This is a genomic window from Novosphingobium sp. TK46 (genome assembly GCF_055361525.1).
In genome coordinates this window covers 201,238-220,933 of sequence record NZ_CM143963.1, presented here as the reverse complement: position 1 = coordinate 220,933, position 19,696 = coordinate 201,238, and the positions used below count along the sequence as shown (strand labels likewise).

Sequence of the window (19,696 nt, the reverse complement as noted above, 5' to 3'; positions counted from 1 at the left end):
AAATCAGCCGCTCCCATCCCGATTAGACAGGACGGAAGCGGGAAGCCGAGCCTGAACTGTTATCGTGCCTCAACGATTTTGTAGATTCGTTGTAGAAAATCGGCATACTTGGCTATCATAAAGTCTTCTGTCGTCTGGCGTCAAATATTACGGTTTTTAGGCATAGTCGGTGTGGTGAGACCCTTAGCTTTCAGTCAGCGCCCGAAGCTGTACCGCAAACGCAGTCCATACATGCGCGGTTCGCCCACGCTGGCAACTTCGAAGCCCAGCTGCGGCGAACCAAGTCCTGGCGCAAAAGCATAGTACTTCTTTTTGGTGACGTTCGTTGCGAACAGCGAAAGGTCTATCGGCGAGCCTGCGATCGCGTTCCAGCCTAGATTGAGATTAAGCAATCCGAGCGATGGCAGCGTACTGAAGGCGGCGATATCCGGATTGGGATTGGCTCGATCGACGTAGTTGACCAGCATTTTCGTGCGGTAAGTATAGGATTCACCAAAGGTGATGCGGCCGATCTTCTCATCCAGTGGCAAAGTATAGTTCGCCGAAACGGTCAGCTTGTGCTTCGGCGCGAGAACCTCTGGGTCACCGACCTGAAACGGCGCGGCGAGCGTGAAGTTTGGGTCGTTATAGCTCAGCAAGGTATCGGGCACCGATTTGATCTCGGTATGTAAGTAAGTATAGCTGGCCGCGAGGTTCAGGCCTTCGAACGGCGTTATCGAGCCTTCCGCTTCCAGGCCATAGATCTCGGACTTGCCTGCGTTGACTGGGGCAGCTGTAGACGACTGACCGCTGCCGGGGACGGCGTTGAAGCCGACCTGTAACTGCTGGTTGGCGAAATCATTGTAGAAGGCCGCAAGGTTGAGCGTCGCCGGAATCGCCCCATGGAAGCTGCTCTTGAAGCCCAGTTCGTAGCTGTCGACCTTCTCGGGCCCCACGAGATTGAGCGGGGCAGCGACATTGGGCGCGATCGTGGCCGAGCGGTAGCCACGTGCGTATTTGGCGTAAAGCAAGACATCGGGAGAGACGTTGTAATCGAGGCCGACAAGCCACGTCGGCTTGCTGGACTTCTGTTTCAACGTCACCACGCAGCCGTCGGCTATGGATGTGGGATCGGTGCATCGTGGATTCGACGTTCCCGGAACGCTGGGCAGCGGTCCATAGCCAGGGGGGTACGCCAGTGTATAGGTCTGACGCAGGCTGGTGTTGCTCTGCCGATCCCAAGTATACCGGATGCCGCCAGTCAGCTTAAGCTTTTCTGCCAAGGCATAAGTTGCCTGCGCGTAAGTACCGTAGTTGCTGAACCTGGTCTCACCGACAGTATAGTTCACCGACCCCACGTTGATCGGTGGCAGCGACGCTGGATTGCCACCGGCCGCGAGCACTTGTTGGACTGCTCCAAGATAGCTCAGAAAACCCACTGGATCGTTGCACTGGAAGTTGGCACCTCCATCCGTGCAAGACGCCAGGAACGGAGACTGGCTTCCAGCCAAGCCAAGCGGCCTGCTGAGTTCAATATACCCGCCGATCTGCCAATTGAGACGGTTGTCGAGACTTTTGCCTTGGATCTGCAACTCATCGGTAATGGTATTCTGATCGGCTGTCGCTAGACCGGGCGGCGAGGAGATCTGGGCGAATGGGACATTGTAGGTGCCGAGCGGCAACGCTCCGCCCGTCAGCGCGGCAAAGTCGATGACGCCCTGGACCCCGAACTGGGGTGCGTCCATCCTCTGTTTGAATTCCGCATAGCTGGCGATGTTCTTGACAGTGACGTTGTCGGAAGCACGCCAAGTCGTGGTGTTGATGACCTGCCACTGGTCGATCTTCGAATAGGAATTCGGCAGCGGATTGATTACGTTGTAAAAGCCGCTGCCTTGGCGCGACAATTGGCCGGCGAAGACGCCGCCAAGCCCTTGGGTCGCATCAGCCGCCACCAGCTTGGTTATCGGACCGTTCGTATCGGAGTGCGTGTACGATGCGATCAGGTAATTCTCAAGGTCGGGCGTCAGGTCTGCGACCACACTAAGGCGAAGCGCATAATAATCGACATCATTGAACCTGCTCGCACCGACACCGCTCTGGTTTTTTAAGGAAGCCGTCGCGGACCATGCGGTCGCCGGAAAGCCGCACCTTGAATGTGTCCGCGAGGGGAATGTTCACGACACCCTGGATCCGTCGCATGTCATAGTTGCCGATCGAGCCTTCGACGTAGCCTTCCAACACATCGGTAGGCTTTTGCGGCACCAGCAGAACGGCGCCACCCGTGGTGTTGCGGCCGAAAAGCGTGCCTTGCGGGCCTTTAAGTATCTGCACGTTCTGAAGATCGAAGAACGCACCTGGCAAAGCGCCATCACCGGTGGGGAGACCATTGGAGGCACCTCGGGGGGCACCACCTCTGCGAAGTAGGTGCCGACGGACGGCAGAGTCCCGATATCCTGAGCGAAGCCGCGGATGGCGAACGTCGTATTCTCGCTACCAAAGTTGGAATTTGCCGAGAGCGACGGCGTGTAGGTCGCCAGATCGCCAGCGTTCACGACGTTGCGCTCCGACAACTGCTGCTGGTTAAAGACCGTTATCGAGATCGGCACATCCTGCAGCCGTTCTTCACTGCGCCGCGCGGTGACGACGATATCGTTGCCAGTAAGGACTTCTCTCGTATTGCTTTGATTCGAAGCTTGCGCCCATGCAGGAGTGGCATAAGCCACTGAACTGCTCGCGATAAGCAAACCGAGCTTCGTGATATCTTTCATTGTTTTTCTCCCAAACCCAAGTTCTTCACCCATCTTTGTGGGCTCATCAAATATTATTGTTATTATGTATTGATTACGTGTGAACTGTAGGCGTGCTTTCCTCGCTCTCGTATTGGGCCTCCCAGGATCAAGACGGCGTACCTGGAGGTCGAAGTTGGTGCGCCACAAGCACCCGGCCTCCAAGCAAGCCTCAGTTACTGGTGTTCGATCTCGCCACTAAGTATACTCTACCCCCTGGTCTGTGATGTTTGATGGGGCCTAAGCCTCCACCCAGTTCCGGCGATCCACTTCGACGGCTGGTTCCACTTCCACTTCGACACCGGTGTAGAGTGCCATGCCGGTCAGTGGGTCCATGTCGAGGGCGCTGGTCAGCAGGTTGACGTTGGCATGTTCGTGGCCGTGGGGGATCGAACAGATGCCTTTTCGTGCGCCGGGATCGATCACCGCCGTTAGGAAGATCTCACCCGACTTGTTGTAGACGCGCACCTTTTCGCCCTCGACGATGCCGCGCTCAGCCGCAGTCTCGGGATGGAGGATGATGTCGGCCACTACGGGATAGAATTCGACCTGGCCGTTGAACTTGCGACGCTGGCGGCGCGATGTGTAGACCAACGGCTTGGGCTTGCCGAGCGATCGCTCGTCGATGGAACGCAACGACGCCCATTGGCCGAGCAGTTCGGGCGTGGCGAGGCGCCAGCCGCCCATGCGCTCGAAGTGGCGCTCGACCCACTCGCCGGGAAACTCCAGCGGGAACTCGACGTAGCGCTTTTCCTGCAATTCCTCGAACGAGCAGCGGGCATTCTTCATCAGTTGCGACAGCATGAACTCGTCCGCGCCGGGCACGAGGTCGCTTTCGGGCAGGTAGTCCGGAACCGGCAGGCCGGCGCGGATCATAATCTGCGAAAGAATCCACCAGGCCGAGCGGCGATCTCCCATCGGTTCGACCAGGGGCGGGCTGTATTGCATGGACAGGTTCCACGAGAGCGTGTCCCACCGATTGAATTCGTGACGCTCCAGGCCGTACTTGGGCGGCAGTATATGCGTGGCGTATTCAGTCGATTCCGTGCGCGCGATTTCGGTGTTCACATGCAGATCGAGCTTGGGCAGTGCGGCCATCTGCGCATTCACGTCCGGGAACGAGCGGATGATGTGGCCTCCGAAGTTGAACAGCGCGCGAATATTGCCGGCCTCGATCTCGGGCGCGAGCACGGCGCAGGGCCATTCGCCCATGATGCCGGTCACGTCCGGACGGGTCTTGGGGCCGGGCGTGAACGGCGTTTCCAGGATCGGCAGTTCGAACTTGTCGAACATGTTCAAGCCGCCCGGGTGAAACCAGGCACCGCCCTTTGCATTCATCGATCCGGTCAGGATCATGATGGCCCACGCGAAGAAGTGGGTGAGGTTGCAACCCACCGACATGGTGACGCCAGTGCCCGTCTCGATCGACAACTTGCCATGCCGGCGAATGGAAGAGAGCAACGCTTCGATGTCTTGAGCGCTGACGCCGCTGATCTCCGCCGCCTTTTCCAGTGTTACGCCATCCAGCGCGGCGCGGAACTGGTCCAGCCCCTGCACCTGCTGCTTGAGCGTGACGCCGCCGTTGTCGATCAACTGCTTGGCGATCCAGGCGAAGATCCAGTAGTCCTTGCCCGGATTAGGCTGCAGGTGCCGGGTCGACATCTTCGCCGTCTCGGTGGCCAGCGGGTCGATCGTCCAAACTTCGCCGCGCTTGGCGATCGGCTTGATCGAGCCGGCGGGGTTGGTCATCCCGGTGTTGTGGGCGTGGCTCACCATCGGGTTGGTGCCGACATAGATCAGCAGGTTGCACTCGGCATAATCGGTGCGCGGCATCATGCCATAGAAGCCGCCCATGGCACCGGCCAACATCGGCTTGGCGCAGCCATCGTTGGTCAGCGGCGAGAACTTGGGCGGATGGTCGAGCGCTTCATGGAAGGCCTCCATCATCGTGTAACCGGATGAATCGATGCCGAGGCCGCTGCCGAAGTACATGGCCACCGCGTGGGGGCCATGCTCGTCGATCGTCGTGCGCAGCCTGGCGGCGATGTCGTCCAGCGCCTCGTCCCAGCTGACTTCGACGAGCACGCCGTCCTTGCGCATCATCGGGTGCGTGACTGGATCGGGCCGGTGCAGCACCTTGTCGATCATGCGGCCCTTCGGGCAGGTATAGCCCTTGCTGATGGGATGATCGAAGTCACCCTTCACTTTGACGATCTTGTTGTCGAGAACGTCGATGGAAAGGCCGCACACCGTCATGCAGATGCGGCAATAGGTCTTCTTCGTTTCGGCGACCGGAGCATCGATCGTCGGGGTCTCGGCGGTGAGTTCGGCGGTGTCCATCGTGCTTGTCCTCTCGGCTTGTTCTTTTCGGTGCGGTAGGTGCGGTCCCGCGTCATGTCAGGCTGGTCGCGTCGACCTCATCCCCCGGTCATCGACATATGGCGCGCCAGCGCGGGCTGTTCGTCCCGACGCTCGATCGCGAAATGGTGGCGCTGCTGCTTGATCCGCATCGCTACATCGAGGCCACGGTCGAGTTCACGTTCGGGATCGTCCGAGCGGATCGCCGCGCGCAAGTCGACGCGGCCGTCACCGCCAAGGCATGCATAGAGTTGCCCCGTGGCGGTCACTCGCACGCGATTGCAGCTCTCGCAGAAGTTGTTGGTCAGCGGCGTGATGAAACCGATCCGTCCGCCGGTCTCGGCAACGTCGAAATAGCGAGCCGGGCCGCCGGTGCTCATGGCGTTGGGTGTCAGCGTGTAGCGGGCATCTAACCCGTCGCGCACGGCGGCAAGCGGGAGATAGTGGTCGATGCGATCCTCTTCGACATCGCCCAAGGGCATGACCTCGATCAGGGTCAGGTCCATGCCAAGATCATTCGCCCATTCCAGCAGGTGGGGGATCGCATGTTCGTTGATCCCTTTGAGCGCGACGGTGTTGATCTTCACCTTTAGTCCCGAGTCCCGCGCGGCGGCGATTCCCTCGAGCACTTGCCGCAAGCTGTCGCGTCGTGCCAGGCGGGCGAATACGGCCCGGTCCAGGGTGTCGAGCGAGACGTTCACCCGCCGGATACCGGCAGCGAACAGGTCTTGCGCGAAGTCACCCAGCCGGGTGCCGTTGGTCGTGAGCGTCAGCTCATCGAGGCCGTCGCCGATCCTGCGGCCCAACGCCGTCACCAGTTCCATGAACCCCTGGCGCACCAGCGGCTCACCTCCAGTCAGGCGGATCTTGGTGACGCCGCGGTCGATGAAACCCACCGATATGCGATAAAGCTCATCCAGCGTCAGCATCTGCGCGCGGGGCAGGAACGTCATGCGCTCGGGCATGCAATAGGTGCAGCGCAAGTCGCAGCGGTCAGTCACCGACAGGCGCAGATATGTGATCTTGCGGCCGAACGTGTCGATGAGGGGGGCGCCGTTCACGTTGCTGGGCACTCCACGCTCGCGCGATCTGAGGGACGTTGAGCCTTCACCAATGATCTCCCGGTCCAATCGCGCAAGCTGTTGCACTATTCGACTCTTGTATGTGAACGGGTATGCTACTTAGCTATCACGTTCGATGCGCTTTGCAAATTGTAAGCCGCAGTCGCGTGGAGTGTGACGCCAGGCGCGAATGCGCAAGGTGACCGAGCGGCAAGTCAGCACATAGAGCAAAACCGAGGTGCCGATCGCGGGAGCAGGCGCATGGGTGCCTAACCTGCCTGAAGAGCAGGCCGTTGCGAGAAGTGCTGTTCGAACTTGCCGGCGACACCCTTGTGCTCATCGGCATCAGCCGGCGGTTCGCGCCGCTCGGTGATGTTGGGCCAGATCGCAGCGTACTGCGCATTGAGTTCAAGCCATTGCTCATGTCCGCTGGCCGTGTCGGAGACGATCGCCCCGGCGGGACATTCGGGCTCACACACGCCGCAATCGATGCATTCGTCGGGATTGATGACGAGCATGTTCTCGCCCTCGTAAAAACAATCGACGGGGCAGACCTCGACGCAATCTGTGTATTTGCAGCAGATACAGGCATCAGTGACAAGGAACGGCATCAAAGGTCCTTTTGCTGTTCGTACCGTCCATGAGCGTGGTGTGGGCTCCTCGCTCCAAAGCGGGCGCTGGTTCACATCCCGATCTGGAGCGGCACGATCCTGGCGCTGTAGCGACTCAGGCTATAGCGTAAGTGAACATCTATGCTACTTAAGTCGGCGGAGCAAGGCCCCGGCGGATGTTTACGAAGACATCTCGGCATCTTCGTCCAGGATCATCTGCAACGATCGGCCCAGACGCGCGACCGCAGAAGATGAGACCGGCTCCGTCTCCAGATGATGCGCCTGGATCATGAAACCGTTCATCAAAGTCAGCAGATGAAACGCGCGACCTTTGGCATCTGGAGGACCAAGCCAGTCAGCCAGAGCCTTGAGTACCACATCGCGGGTGACGGCTTGGGCGATATCGCGCGACTCCGGGTCGGCTATCGAAAGCACCATCGCGGAGGTGATGCGAGTGTCGGTGGCGCAGGCCAGGCGCTGGGCCATCTTTTCACCAAACCCGCGTTTTTCTTCGACGAAAAAGCCTTCGCTATAGAGCGAAGCGACCAGCGATTTCTCGAACAGCGCGGACTTCGTGCCGAAGTATCTCACGACCAGCGATGTCGCCACGCCGGCGCGCACGGCGATATCGCGCAAACTGGTCTTGGCATACCCTTGCGATGCAAAGAGATCGAACGCCGCCTCTATTATGCGTTCCTGCGTTTTCGCCAAGTTGCGGCGCTTGGGTGCGATCTCGTTCATGGCCCACGCCTAAGATGCCTTGTCGCACGTGGCAACCGGCGTAGGGAAGCGACTAATAGAGGAGCGCGGCATGGCTTGTTCGACCATCAGTTTGAAATTGCCCGCTCTCGCGCACCATGCCATAGTGGCATGACTGTTCACTTATATGACGGTGCGGAGGAGAGAGGATTGAGCGGTCAAGTTACAATCGACGGATCGGACGAGCGGCAGTCGCACCAGACCGTCGCCAAGCGCGTCGGGGGCAGGGCGGGCATCGACGAGAGCGCCGTCTTCCACCCGCTGCACATCGCCGTCCTGACCATCTCCGACACCCGAACGCGAGAGACCGACACCTCCGGCGAACTGCTTGCCAGTCGCGTGAGCGATGCCGGACACCAGTTGGTCGACCGCGACATCGTACGTGACGAGATCGAAGCGATCCGCTCTCGCATCGAAAGCTGGATCAGCGGCGGCGACGTCGAGATCATCCTGACGACCGGCGGGACCGGATTCTCTCCGCGCGATAATACACCTGAAGCCGTGCGGCCGCTGCTGCGTCGCGAGATGGACGGCTTTGCGATCGCCTTCCAGCAAAAGAGCCTCGCCAGCGTCGGGGTGGCGGCGATGCAATCGCGCGCGCTAGCCGGACAGATCGGCGACTGCTTCGTGTTCTGCGTGCCCGGCTCGACCGGAGCCTGCCGCGACGCCTGGGACGGCCTGCTAGAGCTCGAATTCGATAGCCGGCACAAGCCTTGCTCGATCGCCGGTGCCCTCCCACGACTGCGCGATCAGTGCCCATGAACAGGAACCTGGCGATCGGCTGAGATCGCTTGCAACTGGCTAACTGGAGAGAGAAATGACGACCATCGCACTGCCCACCGGGTTCGGCGTGCCCGATCCCGATCACGTTTACCGCGTCGTGCAATGGGCGACCGGACGCGTGGGTCAGGTCAGCTTGCGCGAGTTGATCGCGAGTCCGCAGTTCGAGCTGGTCGGCGTCTATGTCCACTCAAGCGAAAAGGCCGGGAAGGATGCCGGTGAGTTGTGCGGATTGCCGGCGACCGGGGTGACGGCGACCAACGATCTCGACCGGATCATCGCCTTGCAGCCCGATTGCGTTGTCGCCAATCCAGAAGGCGCGAATGTCGATGACATGTGCCGACTACTTCAGTCGGGGATCAACATCGCGACGTCGCGGGTGGACTATATCGACCCCGCTTACATGGATCCCCAGACCCGCGACCGGATCGAGGCCGCTTGTCAGGCGGGCGGCGCTTCGATCCATGGCACCGGATCGAGCCCGGGCTTCAGTTCGGAAACGATGCCGCTGGTCATGGCCTCGATGTCGCGTCGGATCGAACGCATGACGATCGACGAGTTCGCCGACATTCCCGCCAGCTGCCCCGATTTTCAGGTCTTGCAAATGGGCTTCGGGCGGCAGGCGGAGGGCGATTTCAACCCCGGTCTGCTTCACCATATCGGCCACGGCTTTTTCCAATCGCTGAACGTGATCGCGACCGGGTTGGGTGTCACTCTGGATGAAATCACCATCGGTGGGGAAACCGCCAACGCTGCCGAGACCTTCACACTGCCCGGCGGCACGACGATCGAGGCGGGTACGGTGGGTGCGCAGCGCATCTCGATCCGCGCGATCCACAAAGGCCAGCCACTCATTACATTCCGCATAAATTGGTACGCGACAACGACCATCGATCAGGACTGGCGCCTGCGTTCCAGCGGCTGGCGGATCGAAATCGAAGGCGACACACCGATCATCGCCGAGATCGCCTACCCCGATATGACACCCGAGGCGTACTCCCACGCCATGGCGGGATTGACGGGATACCGGGTCATCAACGCGATCCCCGCGATCTGCGCCGCCGCTCCGGGCATTCGCACGTCTATCGAGATGCCGCTGATCACACCTCGCCTGTGATCGAGTGCCATATTTTCAGGATCGCAGGGCGATGGGAGGCGGGATAGCTAGATTCAAGCAGGAACTGACGTTGCGCGACGATCGGACAGTTTCACGATCAGCCGGCTGAGTTCTTCAGGCTGTTCTTCCGCGATCCAGTGGCCGGCGCGTTCGACGACTTCCACCTCGGGATTGGTCGCGATCTCGTCGGCCGCCATCTGCAGGGCGGCTTTCGGCATCGTCATCGCTCCCCCTACGAGGAGCACCGGCATGTCCAGTTTGCCATGGGCTGAGAGTTCCGCGCGGTTGAGCGCCGGATCCTCGGTCTGCAACGCCGCATACATCGAGAAGGCGGCTCGTAACGCTCCGGGTACCGAATAAACGGCGGCATAGACATCGATATCAGCTTGGCTGACCGCAGTCTGATCATACGCGCGCGATGCGATGAACTGGCTGATGTAAGCGCGCTCTCGTCCGGTCACGAGCATCAACGCGACATCGATCTGTGCATGAAAACCGATGTGCCAGGCACGCGGGCTACCGGCGCCGGCATCCCAGATGCCCGTGCCCGGCGGCGGGGCATCTACCAACATCAGCCCCGCGACCTTATCTCGATACTTGAGCGCATAGGCGAAGGCGACGAACGAGCCCATGTCGTGGCCGCAGATCAAAGCAGGAATATCCCCGCACTCTGCCAGCACGATGGCGCGAACATCCTCGGCGAGGCTGTGCTTGTCGTAACCCGAGATCGGACCGGGCGATCCACCAAGCCCGCGAAGGTTCGGCGCTATGATCCGAAACTTCGATGCCAGCCGATCGATGATCGGGCGCCATTGATGCCAGCATTGCGGAAATCCATGGATCAGAACCAGCGGCGGGCCTTCACCGGCCACCGCGTAGTGCAGGGCAACGCCGTTTGCCGTGATCCGCCGGTGTTCTGTGGTGTGTGTCATGGATCGCCATCCCGCCGTTCTTGTTTTCTATCTGCGCAAATGCACGAAGCCGCTGCCTGCTTTACCGGCAGGATCGAAAGGCGCCGGCTTGCATGGGCCGGCTTTGCGACGATCGATTCCTCACCCACCAAGGTCGTGCGGTGCATGAGGCGTCCGCTGTCAGCAGGATAGGGTTCGACCCGGTGCATGACGCCGTAGTTGTCCCAGATGACGGTGTCGCCCACGTTCCATTCGTGCCGATAGACAAATTGCGGCTGCGTCGACCAGGCGAGCAGTTCCGCGAGAAGCGCGCGTCCTTCGTCTCGCTCCATCCCGACGATGTGATCGGCGCTCGAACTGAGCACAAGCGATTTGCGGCCCGATCGATGCGTCCACACCAAGGGATGCGTGCGGGGCGGAAAGTTGTCCCACAACAGCTTCATCTGCGGCGACGGATCGGGATACACGTCGCGCTGGCTCGCCTCCATCGTATGGACGACCTTGATCTTCGCGAGCGCGGCCTTGCGGACCTCGGGCAGGGACTCATAGGCCGCGTAGGTATTCGCGAACTCGGTCTGGCCACCGATCGCCGACAAGGTGCGTGCACTGAGGATCGACCCACGGGTCGGAAGGTCATCGCTGAAGCCATCGATATGCCACAGCACGGTTCCTTGTGGGTAACCTGCTGTTTCCGAGACCTTTTCATCCAGCGATATCTTCAAGACACCCTTGGTACCCTGTTCGATGATGTCGCCCAGCTTTTGTGAGAAAGCGAGCTGCTCGTCGTCCGTGAACTCGATGTAAGGAAGAACGATCACGCCGCGCTGGTCCAGCAAATCGCGAAGCTCTTGCGACCCTGCCTTCCCAAGAAGGGTTTCCTTGTCAGCGATGATCCTCGCTCCGATCAGCGGCTTGATCTTTTCGGCTGCGAAACTCATCCCAATCTCCGCTCGATATCGGTGAAGCCGTTCAGGCCATGCCGTCTGCTCGTAGCGTCGAAGCGGCACCCGACTCCAAGACAATCGATGTCACTCGCTATAGTCCCATTCTATATCAGCGGTCTCCAACCTTGAGAACTTGTGCACCAGGCAGGTGACCTTCCGCGGCAAGATTGGCCACTTCCATGCGGAGCAATTGCTCGATCTGGAGCACGGCGCCTGACGACTGTGCCGACAGCTGCATGGCGACGAACAAGGTACGCGAAACCTTCGGGTTGGCGATCGGAGCGTGCGTCAGGCGGCGGGCGGCGATCTCTCGCAGGACGCCGGCGCGGGGTAGGACCGCATAGCCCATGCCGGCTTCGACGAGGTCCTTGATCAGTTGCAACGAATCTACCTGTATCCGCACGTTCAACGCACACCGGGTCTTGATCGCAACCGCATCGATGGTGACGCGCAGGCCATGGATCGGGCTCGGGAGAATGAGCGGCAGTTCGCCGATTCTCGAGAACTGCACGGGTTGATCGCTTCGAAGATCGGCGTCGGCTGCTCCGACGAGCACAAGTTCGTCCTCCAAGAGTTTCGCGGCGTTCAGCCCACCCGGCGTTGCCGGGCCATACAGGATCGCAGCGTCGAGTTGTCCGCGTTGCAGCCATTCGACCAGATGGCCCGAACCGCCTTCGATCAGTTGCAGCGAGATCTTCGGAGCATAGGCCAAAGCCCGTTTCACGATGGGTTCGCCAAGGGCGAGGACCACGGACGCGGGCATTCCCAGGATGACGGACCCGGATGCATCGGACGGCATCGCCCTGACTTCATTGAGCGCGTGGCCGACCTGGCGGAGGGGGCCGGTTATCCGGGCGCGCAGTTGTTCACCGGCATCCGTCAACTGCATCCCGCGCCCATTGCGCGTGAACAGCCGTATCCCAAGCTCTTCCTCCAGCAAGCGCATCTGCCGGCTGAGAGATGGCTGGGCAACGTTCAGCCGCTCTGCCGCAAGGCTCAGCGTGCCGTACTCGGCGATCTGCAGGAAATAGCCGAGCCTCTTGAAGTCCGCCACTTGGATCATCCCTCCTGGTCCGGAAGCTGTCTGGCGCCCGTTCGGAACGCCACGGCGCGCGTCTTCGGTGTCCCGCGAAGCTGATATAGGGCCAGGGCATATCTCGCGACAGCGATTTTCTTGGATTTCGTCGGGGTGTCCGCTCTATCCCATCGCAATCGCAGGGCCACCAGAGCCATATGCCGAGGGATGAGTTTGATGAAGATTGGCGCTTCCTATCCCACGACGGAAGTCGCGGGCGATCCCGACGCGGTCCGCAAGTTCGTTTGCGCGGTCGAGGAACTGGGCTTCGACCACATGATGGCGTACGACCATGTGGTGAAGTGCCCGCATGAGGGGCGCGAACCCAAGCTTACGGGCCCTTACACGGAAAAGGACACGTTCCACGATCCGTTCGTGTTGTTCGCCTTTGCTGCAGCGATCAGCGAAAAGCTCGAGTTCGCCACGGGCGTGCTGGTCCTTCCCCAACGCCAGACCGCGTTGGTCGCGCAACAGGCGGCAGATGTGGATCTGTTGTCTCGGGAACGGCTGAGGCTTGGCGTCGGCATAGGCTGGAACTACGTCGAGTACGAGGCCCTCGGGCAGGACTTCAAGACCCGGGCCAAGCGCATCGAAGAGCAGATCGGCTTGCTGCGAGACTTGTGGACGACGCCGGTTCTGAGCTTCGAAGGTCGGTTCGACAAGATCGATCGCGCCGGCATCAATCCACGGCCCCGGCGCACGATCCCGATCTGGCTGGGCGGCCATTCCGAAGCTGCATATCGGCGAGGCGCGCAGTTCGGCGATGGCTTCATATTCGCGGCGCCTGGGCAGGGTGCAGTCGAAGCGTGGGAAAGCACGAAGCGCCATCTGGGCGAGTTCGGCCGCTCCGAAGAGGGCTTCGGTCGCGAGTTGCTGGCGATCTTCGCACGCGACGCTCGCGGCGCTGCGGACGATCTGAAGATCTGGCGGGATGCGGGGGGCACGCACGGTTGCGTCCCGTCCATGGGCAAGGGGCTGGGTGGCGATATCGACGCCCACATCGCCTACCTCGCACAAGTGAAGCGCCTGCTGGATGAAGCGTGAGACAAGAGCGCACGACGCGCCACATGAATGTGCAGGAGAGACCGGGATGAGCGTTACCATAGAGCCGATCAAGTCGCACATCGGCGGGATCGTGAGGATCGACAAGACGCGACTGTGCGATCCGGACGTGGCCGAGGCCGTGCGTGCGGCGCTCGAGGATCGCGGGGTTCTCGTCTTTCCCGAGATCCACGTAACGGACGAAGAACAACTCGCATTCACCGATGGCCTGGGCGCGCGGGTGAACTTCACGCGCAACATTCCGGGCTCGGATGCGTCTGCTCAGGATATCTACAAGGTCACGCTCGACGAAGAGGTCAACGATGAACCTGACTACGTGCTGGGAACGTTATTCTGGCACGTAGACGGCGTGACCATGGACATGGCGCTGCCCAAGGCCACGGTGCTTTCGGCGCGTACGCTTTCGGACAAGGGCGGCGCGACGGAATTCGCGAACCTCTATGCCGCCTATGAAGGCCTTGCGGACGCCGAGAAGGAGGAACTCGCCGATCTGCGGGTCGTCCATACGCTCGAGGCCAGCATGCGCCCGGTCTGGGGGCACACGCCAGACGATCGCCGCCAGCGCTGGCAGGGCATGGCCGAACCGATGGAGCATCCGCTCGTCTGGCGCCACGACGACGGCCGCAAGTCCCTCCTGCTGGGCACGCATGCCGACGGCATCGTCGGATGGCCGGGCGCGGCTGCTCGTGCACGCCTGTGGAGCCTGCTGCAGTGGGCGGCACAACCCGAGTTCGTCTACCGCCACGAATGGCGGCGGGGGGACATGGTGGTGTGGAACAACGAAGGCCTGATGCACCGCGTCGTGCCCTATACCGACGGTCGTCGCAGCATGCACCGCACCAGCATCGGTGGACTGGCCAAGCCCGGGCGAGTGGCGCGTCAGGAAGACCTGGCGCGGACATTCGAACCGATCGGCTGAGAACCACAGAGTCACAGTTTCCCAGATCGCCCTTCCTCATGGCGGAGAAGACCATGCCAGCCTACCTCATCGTGACCCGCGAAACGGCCGTCCACGACCATGCCGCCTATGACGAGTATCAACGCAAGAACCGTGAGGTTCCGCCTGCGGTGCCGTTGCGTCCGCTGGTGGCGTATGGTGATGTCACCGCGGTGGAAGGCGATGCGCCCGATGGCGTCGTCATGCTCGGGTTTCAGACCGTGGCAGATGCCAGGGCTTGGTATGAAAGCCCTGGCTACCAGGCCGCGCTGCCCCATCGCCTGCGATCCGCCGAATGGCGCGCCTTCATCGTGGAGGGGCTGTGATGGGCGCCGGCCGGATTGGCCTGTGCGCGACCTGGAAACGAAGTCAGGCTGAAACGCCGACGCACGGGAGATCAGGGTCGTGAAGCTTCCCTACGATGACGCAGTTGTCCTGGTCACGGGCGCCTCGACCGGGTTGGGCCGGGCGATTGCGGTGGGGGCGGCGGAGCGCGGCGCCAAAGCGGTCATCATCAATTTTGCGAGTAACGAAGAGGCTGCCAACACCACCGCCGCGCTCGTAAGAGAGCATGGCGCCCAGGCTGTGGTGGTTCGCGGCGACGTGGGTGCCGATGTCGATTGCCGGCGGATAGCGGCGGTGGCCGAACCGTATGGTCGGATCGACACGTTGTTCAACAATGCGGCGATCAGTCGCGATCCGACGTACGGCGATCTGGATGCCGTGAGCGCGGACGACTTCCTCGATCTCTATCGGGTGAACGTCGTCGGGCCATTTCAGATGATCCGGGCTTCGCGCGCGCTGCTGGAAGCCGCCGAAGCCCCGGCTGTGGTGAACACGTCGTCGCTGGCGGGCGTGACCGGCAGCGGCTCGTCCATGCCCTACACGGCTTCAAAGGGAGCGTTGAACACGATGACGCGCTCGCTCGCGATCGCGCTGGCGCCACGGATCCGCGTGAACACGATCTGCCCAGGATTTATCGATAGCACCTGGTTCGACAAGTTCGCGGTCGATGGCGGTACCGAACGCCTGCGCGAGTACATCCGCGGCGCGACGGCGCTTCAGACGGTGTCGACGCCCGAGGACGTGGCGGAAGGCGCTCTGTTCTTCGGATCACGCGCCGCCCGTCATACCACCGGCGAGACCATGCTCATCGATGCCGGCCTTCATCTTGGCGCGAAGCCGTCTGCCCAAAAACCGGACTGACGCCGCGCCATCGGGCGGTTTCCTCAGCGTTATTCAATCAGGAGCATCCGATATGGCCGATAGAGTAGCCCTGGTGACCGGCGCCGCAGCCGGCATCGGCAGCGCGATCGCAAAGCGCCTTGCCCGCGATGGCGTCGCGATCGGGGTTCTCGATCTGACCGAGGAGCGTGCCGCGGCGACCGTGGCGGGCATCGAGCGGGCCGGGGGCCGGGCGATCGCGCTCGGCTGTGACATCTCGGATCGCGAGCAGGTCGAAGCGGCCACGGCCAGGCTGCGCCACGCGTTTGGTTCCGTGACGATTCTCGTCAACAGTGCGGGTATCACCGCGTTCGTCCCGTTCTTGCAGTTTGACCGACGATGCGTGGGACACGATGTTGCGGATCAAGCTCAAGGGTACCTTCATCGTCACCCAGGTGATCATCCCCGACATGCTGGATGCCGGTTGGGGCCGCATCATCAACATCTCGTCCTCGAGCGCGCAGACCGGGGCGGCGATGATGGCTCACTACTCCTCGTCCAAAGGCGGCATGATCGCGTTCACCCGCACGATCGCCCAGGAATTCGGTCCGCGCAACATCACCTGCAACATCATCCCTCCGCGCTTCGTGCACATACCGAAACGTCGAACGATTCCTTCGAGCGCGAAGACATGCGGGGGAAGTTCCAGAACATGATCGATGCGGGACCGATCCGCCGCCATGGCAAACCTAAGGATATTGCCGGTGCCGCCGTCTGGCTCGCCTCGGACGAGGCCGGCTATGTCACCGGCGTCAACGGCGGGCGATACATATGACACGCCGGCTTCACCGAGAGGAATAACTATGTCGAACATCAAGGAAGTCAGTGCGCGCGAAGTGATCAAGCAGAGCAAGGCACGCTACTTTCGCGGCGTGGACACAAGCGACGGGGCCTTGGTGCAGCATTCTGGCTCCGAACTGCGTGCTCGACTACATGTGCTGCTGCACGGATCCCGGTTCCGGCCACGACTTTCTGCCGCAGATGAACATCGTTCTCAATGGTCGCTCGTCGTGGTCGAACGGAGGGGTAGCGTAGCAGGGTATTGGCAGCGTGCATCAAGGCTTCAATTTCGACATCAGCTTCGTCAGCGAGGTGGAAGCACGCTCGATCTGCGCCATGTCCGACCGGCTGTACTTTCCCGCAGGATCGCCCTTGTCGCGGCTGAAGGGATTCGGCTTCTACCACGAAACCTAACAGCGGGTGGGCGGCACTTGGATGATCAAGAGTCTGAGGATACACCGATTGCGAGTGTCCGCAGACTGATCTGCCTGTCACTCGATAGCTGGCGCGGGTCGACGGGTACCATCGGATTCGACCCGCGTCGTGCTGGTCCGATATATCGAAGGACGGTGCGGTCTGGCAAGATTGTCTAGGCCCCACCAGCCGAGCCATTATCCTAGAAGTCGGAGCGCTTTTCATGATTGTCATTCACCATCTGCTGACGTCGCAATCAGAGCGGATCATCTGGCTGATGGAGGAACTCGCGCTTCCCTACACGCTGCTGTCCTACCCGCGCGAACCTACGATGATGGCGCCCGCGGCCTTTCGCAAATTGCACCCCATTGGCCAGGCGCCGGTCATCCAAGATGGCGACATCGTGCTCGCCGAGTCGCTCGCGATCATGACTTATATCCTCGAACTCTACGGTGAAGGGCGGCTGCGGATCCTTGCCGGCCAGCCCGGCTTCGCCGATTATATTTACTGGTTCCACTATTCGGTCGGCGGATTGATGCCACGGGCCATGCAACACATGGCATCTGCGCGAATGCCGGCGGCGCAAGACGATCCGCGCGCCAACGCCTTTCGCGAGCGGTTCGCGTGGCATCTGCAGATGATCGATGCCCGCGTCGAGACGAACGCATGGCTTGCCGGGGACACGTTTACCGCTGCCGACATCGCCTGCCATTTCCCATTCGGAACGATGTCGCATTTCGCCCCGGTCGATCTCTCGCCCTATCCTAACATCCGAGGCTGGCTGACGCGCATCAGTGCTCGTCCGGCTTACCAGAGGGCAATGCGGGCGGCGGGCCATGAAGAAGACCCGGCCCTTCCGAACATCGCCCGGTCGGGGACGCAATAGGGCGGCGTCTGAGGCCCCGGCGGTCAAGCTACGATCCTTTGATTACTAACCGGGATGCACGGACCGGGATCTGCATGTAGCTGGCTCTGATCGCCTCGGCCCTCAATCCATCGACCCGTGCGCTGCCTCAGGCTCGACCGTCCAGGTCTGGCCCTTGCTCGACAATTTGGTTACGCTCGCGTGAGTTTGGCGTGTAATGCAAATCTTGCCTGTCTTACTCTTTTGCAATTTCCAGTAGTATCTCGGTCACTTTATCCGGCTCCACGATCATCAAGTCATGACCCGTATCTATCTCGTAGTTGCGCCACCCGGAGAGCTGCTTGGCGCGATCAACTTCTGAGCTGCTTTTGAGTGCACTGGAACAGTTGATGTTTGTCCTCGGGATCGCTAGCGCTGCCTTGCCATTCTGGAAAGCCAGTTTTTCCTCAAACGCTTTCCACGGATGTGGGTTCATTCTCCGGCGCAGGATGGCGACATCAGCAGGATCGGTGACGCCCATAGCAGCAACGACTTCGTCATTGGGCCACATGACCAATTCGATCCCATCGATAGTTTGCGACGAGCTGCGTGCAAAGGCCATCGGGCCTGGTGCGGTATCGACCAATGACTGACCATTCTCAGGGTGCGCAGCGTCGAGATACACGAGCTCGCGGATGCGACCGCTCGCTTGATCGGCAACCCCGGTGATGACCATTCCGCCGTAGCTGTGGCCAACAAGGATCACTTCACACAGGTCTTCATACAGCAGCACATTGACGATATCGGTAATGTGCGTCGATAGATTTGTCTCGGGGGAGAGCAGATGCACTCGCTCGCCCAATCCGGTTAGTGTGGGCGTGTAGACATCGTGTCCGGCGCCGCGCAGCAGGCGTGCGACCTTGAAGTAGCACCATCCACCATGTCCACCGCCATGGACTAGAACAAATGTCGCCATAAACTCTCTCCGCACGTTCTTGTTGCGCCAAGGATAGCCTGGCGAAACGCCATGTTGTCAACTGATAACATTGCGCTGGCGTGAATGTTCGGGCATGCTACGGCACCGACATTCGGCGCAGACGGGCCGTGAGAACTTCAGGAGCGGGAAACTCGGTTGGACACACTGAAGCCCCGGCTCAAGCGTGATGCAAGCGCCACTAGAGAGCGCATCCTCAGCGCCGCAACACGCCTGTTTGGGGAGCATGGCTACTCGGCGACCGGCATACGCGACATTGCGCAAGCAGCCGATGTCAGCTTGCCTTTGCTGTCTCGCTACTTCGGTTCAAAATCCGGACTCTTCGAAGCGGCGTTGCGCAAAGCTCTCGCTAGTGGTGCCTTCATGCAAGGCTCTAGGACCGAGTTTGGACAAAATCTCGCGCGACTGATCATTGATGCCGATCCTGCCGAGGTTCCGATGGCCATTGCCGTCCTTGCTGCAGCTGATCCCGAAGCACGCGAGATCGCCACCCGGGTGGTGGAAGAGCAGGTAGTCGAGCCACTTGGCGCTTGGATCGGTGGCCCAGATGGCCGTGAGAGGGCGGTCGCCATCGCTATACTAGGAGCGGGTCTCGTGACGCACCTTCAACTGCTTCCGATGATTGATCGCAGAGCATTAGCTGCCAACGATGCGATCGTTCGATGGTTCTCCAACGCTTGCCAACAGGTCATCAATCAGATCAGCGATTGGTAATGGACTGCTAGTCCTGCTTGTCGTGGAAAGTCTCGCCATCCGTCTAGATCCTGTGCGTTGACGACGTTGCGGTTGCTCAGGTCTTGCTGGTTGAAGACGGTAATCAAGATCGGAACGTCCTGGAATCCGCTCCGTAGGACTACGAGGCATCGCTTTCGATACAAGCTGCAAAGTCCGCATTGCGGGTTCAGTGGGTGATATGCGATCCGAAAGGCTTGCAGAGAAGGGTGGGAGAGCCATCCTTCAGTAACGCTGCTGAGAGCCTGTCGCCCGCAGTCAGGGGTGAAGCAACTCTACTGCTGCAGATCTAAGCCGGTGAACGACAACCATGTGATTTCCGAAGGAT

21 protein-coding genes and 1 pseudogene are annotated in these 19,696 nt (G+C 60.8%); 12 read left to right on the top strand and 10 right to left on the bottom strand.

Annotation, left to right across the window (positions count from 1 at the left end):
* Nucleotides 1-194 precede the first annotated feature (194 nt).
* The 6 genes from ACXJ1Z_RS00950 to ACXJ1Z_RS00925 all read right to left on the bottom strand — a co-directional run bounded on the left by ACXJ1Z_RS00950 (nucleotide 195) and on the right by ACXJ1Z_RS00925 (nucleotide 7,536).
* Nucleotides 195-2,018, bottom strand: a complete 1,824-nt coding sequence (locus tag ACXJ1Z_RS00950; protein ID WP_463778869.1) for a TonB-dependent receptor domain-containing protein — start codon at nucleotides 2,016-2,018, stop codon at nucleotides 195-197.
* Nucleotides 2,019-2,153: 135 nt separating this feature from the next.
* Nucleotides 2,154-2,780: a TonB-dependent receptor plug domain-containing protein gene (locus ACXJ1Z_RS00945; RefSeq protein ID WP_463778867.1), complete on the bottom strand. Its 627-nt coding sequence runs from the start codon at nucleotides 2,778-2,780 to the stop codon at nucleotides 2,154-2,156.
* 225 nt (nucleotides 2,781-3,005) lie between these two features.
* Complete coding sequence (locus ACXJ1Z_RS00940; RefSeq protein ID WP_463778866.1) at nucleotides 3,006-5,105, bottom strand: molybdopterin-containing oxidoreductase family protein; 2,100 nt, start codon at nucleotides 5,103-5,105, stop codon at nucleotides 3,006-3,008.
* Between the two features lie 77 nt (nucleotides 5,106-5,182).
* Nucleotides 5,183-6,184 carry a GTP 3',8-cyclase MoaA gene (moaA, locus tag ACXJ1Z_RS00935; protein ID WP_463778865.1) on the bottom strand — a complete coding sequence of 334 codons (1,002 nt, stop codon included), beginning with the start codon at nucleotides 6,182-6,184 and terminating at the stop codon, nucleotides 5,183-5,185.
* Nucleotides 6,185-6,453: 269 nt separating this feature from the next.
* Nucleotides 6,454-6,795, bottom strand: a complete 342-nt coding sequence (fdxA, locus tag ACXJ1Z_RS00930; RefSeq protein ID WP_463778863.1) for a ferredoxin FdxA — start codon at nucleotides 6,793-6,795, stop codon at nucleotides 6,454-6,456.
* Between the two features lie 180 nt (nucleotides 6,796-6,975).
* Nucleotides 6,976-7,536 carry a TetR/AcrR family transcriptional regulator gene (locus tag ACXJ1Z_RS00925; RefSeq protein WP_463778862.1) on the bottom strand — a complete coding sequence of 187 codons (561 nt, stop codon included), beginning with the start codon at nucleotides 7,534-7,536 and terminating at the stop codon, nucleotides 6,976-6,978.
* Nucleotides 7,537-7,704: 168 nt separating this feature from the next.
* Here ACXJ1Z_RS00925 and ACXJ1Z_RS00920 point away from each other — a divergent pair, with 168 nt between their 5' ends.
* Together ACXJ1Z_RS00920 and ACXJ1Z_RS00915 are read left to right on the top strand one after the other, a co-directional pair.
* Entirely contained in the window at nucleotides 7,705-8,316 is a 612-nt protein-coding gene (locus ACXJ1Z_RS00920; RefSeq protein ID WP_463778861.1) for a molybdenum cofactor synthesis domain-containing protein, read from the top strand.
* A 55-nt stretch (nucleotides 8,317-8,371) separates the two neighbouring features.
* The gene (locus ACXJ1Z_RS00915) at nucleotides 8,372-9,451 is read left to right on the top strand and encodes an NAD(P)H-dependent amine dehydrogenase family protein (protein WP_463778860.1); all 1,080 of its coding nucleotides are present in this window, start codon (nucleotides 8,372-8,374) and stop codon (nucleotides 9,449-9,451) included.
* Between the two features lie 53 nt (nucleotides 9,452-9,504).
* On the opposite strand, the gene ACXJ1Z_RS00910 is transcribed toward ACXJ1Z_RS00915, so the two are convergent.
* From ACXJ1Z_RS00910 to ACXJ1Z_RS00900, 3 genes are all read right to left on the bottom strand, one after another.
* Nucleotides 9,505-10,383 carry an alpha/beta fold hydrolase gene (locus ACXJ1Z_RS00910; RefSeq protein WP_463778858.1) on the bottom strand — a complete coding sequence of 293 codons (879 nt, stop codon included), beginning with the start codon at nucleotides 10,381-10,383 and terminating at the stop codon, nucleotides 9,505-9,507.
* On the bottom strand, nucleotides 10,380-11,300 hold the full coding sequence (locus ACXJ1Z_RS00905) for a TauD/TfdA dioxygenase family protein (protein ID WP_463778857.1): 921 nt from the start codon (nucleotides 11,298-11,300) through the stop codon (nucleotides 10,380-10,382). The genes ACXJ1Z_RS00910 and ACXJ1Z_RS00905 overlap by 4 nt, the downstream gene beginning before the upstream one ends.
* A 115-nt stretch (nucleotides 11,301-11,415) precedes the next feature.
* Nucleotides 11,416-12,360: a LysR family transcriptional regulator gene (locus tag ACXJ1Z_RS00900; protein WP_463778855.1), complete on the bottom strand. Its 945-nt coding sequence runs from the start codon at nucleotides 12,358-12,360 to the stop codon at nucleotides 11,416-11,418.
* Nucleotides 12,361-12,558: 198 nt separating this feature from the next.
* Here ACXJ1Z_RS00900 and ACXJ1Z_RS00895 point away from each other — a divergent pair, with 198 nt between their 5' ends.
* The 9 genes and pseudogenes from ACXJ1Z_RS00895 (at nucleotide 12,559) to ACXJ1Z_RS00855 (ending at nucleotide 17,684) form a co-directional block, all read left to right on the top strand.
* A complete protein-coding gene (locus ACXJ1Z_RS00895) occupies nucleotides 12,559-13,425 on the top strand; it encodes an LLM class F420-dependent oxidoreductase (RefSeq protein WP_463778853.1) in 867 nt (288 codons plus the stop codon).
* A 46-nt stretch (nucleotides 13,426-13,471) separates the two neighbouring features.
* Nucleotides 13,472-14,362 (top strand): TauD/TfdA dioxygenase family protein, encoded by an 891-nt coding sequence (locus tag ACXJ1Z_RS00890; protein WP_463778851.1) that lies wholly within the window; start codon nucleotides 13,472-13,474, stop codon nucleotides 14,360-14,362.
* A gap of 38 nt (nucleotides 14,363-14,400) precedes the next feature.
* Nucleotides 14,401-14,706, top strand: coding sequence for a DUF1330 domain-containing protein (locus tag ACXJ1Z_RS00885; protein WP_463778850.1), 306 nt, complete (start codon nucleotides 14,401-14,403; stop codon nucleotides 14,704-14,706).
* 79 nt (nucleotides 14,707-14,785) lie between these two features.
* Entirely contained in the window at nucleotides 14,786-15,586 is an 801-nt protein-coding gene (locus tag ACXJ1Z_RS00880; RefSeq protein WP_463778849.1) for an SDR family NAD(P)-dependent oxidoreductase, read from the top strand.
* Nucleotides 15,537-15,881 (top strand): annotated as a pseudogene (locus ACXJ1Z_RS00875) (SDR family NAD(P)-dependent oxidoreductase); the annotation flags it as partial. The gene ACXJ1Z_RS00880 and the pseudogene ACXJ1Z_RS00875, both read left to right, overlap by 50 nt.
* A gap of 76 nt (nucleotides 15,882-15,957) precedes the next feature.
* Nucleotides 15,958-16,260 (top strand): SDR family NAD(P)-dependent oxidoreductase, encoded by a 303-nt coding sequence (locus tag ACXJ1Z_RS00870; protein ID WP_463781136.1) that lies wholly within the window; start codon nucleotides 15,958-15,960, stop codon nucleotides 16,258-16,260.
* Complete coding sequence (locus ACXJ1Z_RS00865) at nucleotides 16,236-16,379, top strand: SDR family oxidoreductase (RefSeq protein ID WP_463781135.1); 144 nt, start codon at nucleotides 16,236-16,238, stop codon at nucleotides 16,377-16,379. The genes ACXJ1Z_RS00870 and ACXJ1Z_RS00865 overlap by 25 nt, the downstream gene beginning before the upstream one ends.
* A 275-nt stretch (nucleotides 16,380-16,654) precedes the next feature.
* A complete protein-coding gene (locus ACXJ1Z_RS00860) occupies nucleotides 16,655-16,798 on the top strand; it encodes a hypothetical protein (protein WP_463778848.1) in 144 nt (47 codons plus the stop codon).
* 223 nt (nucleotides 16,799-17,021) lie between these two features.
* Nucleotides 17,022-17,684, top strand: a complete 663-nt coding sequence (locus ACXJ1Z_RS00855; RefSeq protein WP_463778846.1) for a glutathione S-transferase family protein — start codon at nucleotides 17,022-17,024, stop codon at nucleotides 17,682-17,684.
* A 214-nt stretch (nucleotides 17,685-17,898) separates the two neighbouring features.
* Here the strand turns inward: ACXJ1Z_RS00855 and ACXJ1Z_RS00850 are convergent, their stop codons facing one another.
* Nucleotides 17,899-18,618 (bottom strand): alpha/beta fold hydrolase, encoded by a 720-nt coding sequence (locus ACXJ1Z_RS00850; RefSeq protein ID WP_463778845.1) that lies wholly within the window; start codon nucleotides 18,616-18,618, stop codon nucleotides 17,899-17,901.
* Nucleotides 18,619-18,774: 156 nt separating this feature from the next.
* Between ACXJ1Z_RS00850 and ACXJ1Z_RS00845 the strand changes: the two genes are divergently transcribed.
* Nucleotides 18,775-19,350, top strand: a complete 576-nt coding sequence (locus tag ACXJ1Z_RS00845; RefSeq protein ID WP_463778844.1) for a TetR/AcrR family transcriptional regulator — start codon at nucleotides 18,775-18,777, stop codon at nucleotides 19,348-19,350.
* The last annotated feature ends 346 nt before the right edge of the window (nucleotides 19,351-19,696 follow it).

Excerpts from the sequence above, each read along its gene's own strand:
- ACXJ1Z_RS00945 (WP_463778867.1), bottom strand. The coding sequence starts at position 2,780 with ATGGGTGAAGAACTTGGGTTTGGGAGAAAAACAATGAAAGATATCACG.
- ACXJ1Z_RS00940 (WP_463778866.1), bottom strand. The coding sequence starts at position 5,105 with ATGGACACCGCCGAACTCACCGCCGAGACCCCGACGATCGATGCTCCG.
- fdxA (WP_463778863.1), bottom strand. The coding sequence starts at position 6,795 with ATGCCGTTCCTTGTCACTGATGCCTGTATCTGCTGCAAATACACAGAT.
- ACXJ1Z_RS00925 (WP_463778862.1), bottom strand. The coding sequence starts at position 7,536 with ATGAACGAGATCGCACCCAAGCGCCGCAACTTGGCGAAAACGCAGGAA.
- ACXJ1Z_RS00915 (WP_463778860.1), top strand. The coding sequence starts at position 8,372 with ATGACGACCATCGCACTGCCCACCGGGTTCGGCGTGCCCGATCCCGAT.
- ACXJ1Z_RS00910 (WP_463778858.1), bottom strand. The coding sequence starts at position 10,383 with ATGACACACACCACAGAACACCGGCGGATCACGGCAAACGGCGTTGCC.
- ACXJ1Z_RS00905 (WP_463778857.1), bottom strand. The coding sequence starts at position 11,300 with ATGAGTTTCGCAGCCGAAAAGATCAAGCCGCTGATCGGAGCGAGGATC.
- ACXJ1Z_RS00895 (WP_463778853.1), top strand. The coding sequence starts at position 12,559 with ATGAAGATTGGCGCTTCCTATCCCACGACGGAAGTCGCGGGCGATCCC.
- ACXJ1Z_RS00890 (WP_463778851.1), top strand. The coding sequence starts at position 13,472 with ATGAGCGTTACCATAGAGCCGATCAAGTCGCACATCGGCGGGATCGTG.
- ACXJ1Z_RS00885 (WP_463778850.1), top strand. The coding sequence starts at position 14,401 with ATGGCGGAGAAGACCATGCCAGCCTACCTCATCGTGACCCGCGAAACG.
- ACXJ1Z_RS00870 (WP_463781136.1), top strand. The coding sequence starts at position 15,958 with ATGTTGCGGATCAAGCTCAAGGGTACCTTCATCGTCACCCAGGTGATC.
- ACXJ1Z_RS00865 (WP_463781135.1), top strand. The coding sequence starts at position 16,236 with ATGCGGGGGAAGTTCCAGAACATGATCGATGCGGGACCGATCCGCCGC.
- ACXJ1Z_RS00855 (WP_463778846.1), top strand. The coding sequence starts at position 17,022 with ATGATTGTCATTCACCATCTGCTGACGTCGCAATCAGAGCGGATCATC.
- ACXJ1Z_RS00850 (WP_463778845.1), bottom strand. The coding sequence starts at position 18,618 with ATGGCGACATTTGTTCTAGTCCATGGCGGTGGACATGGTGGATGGTGC.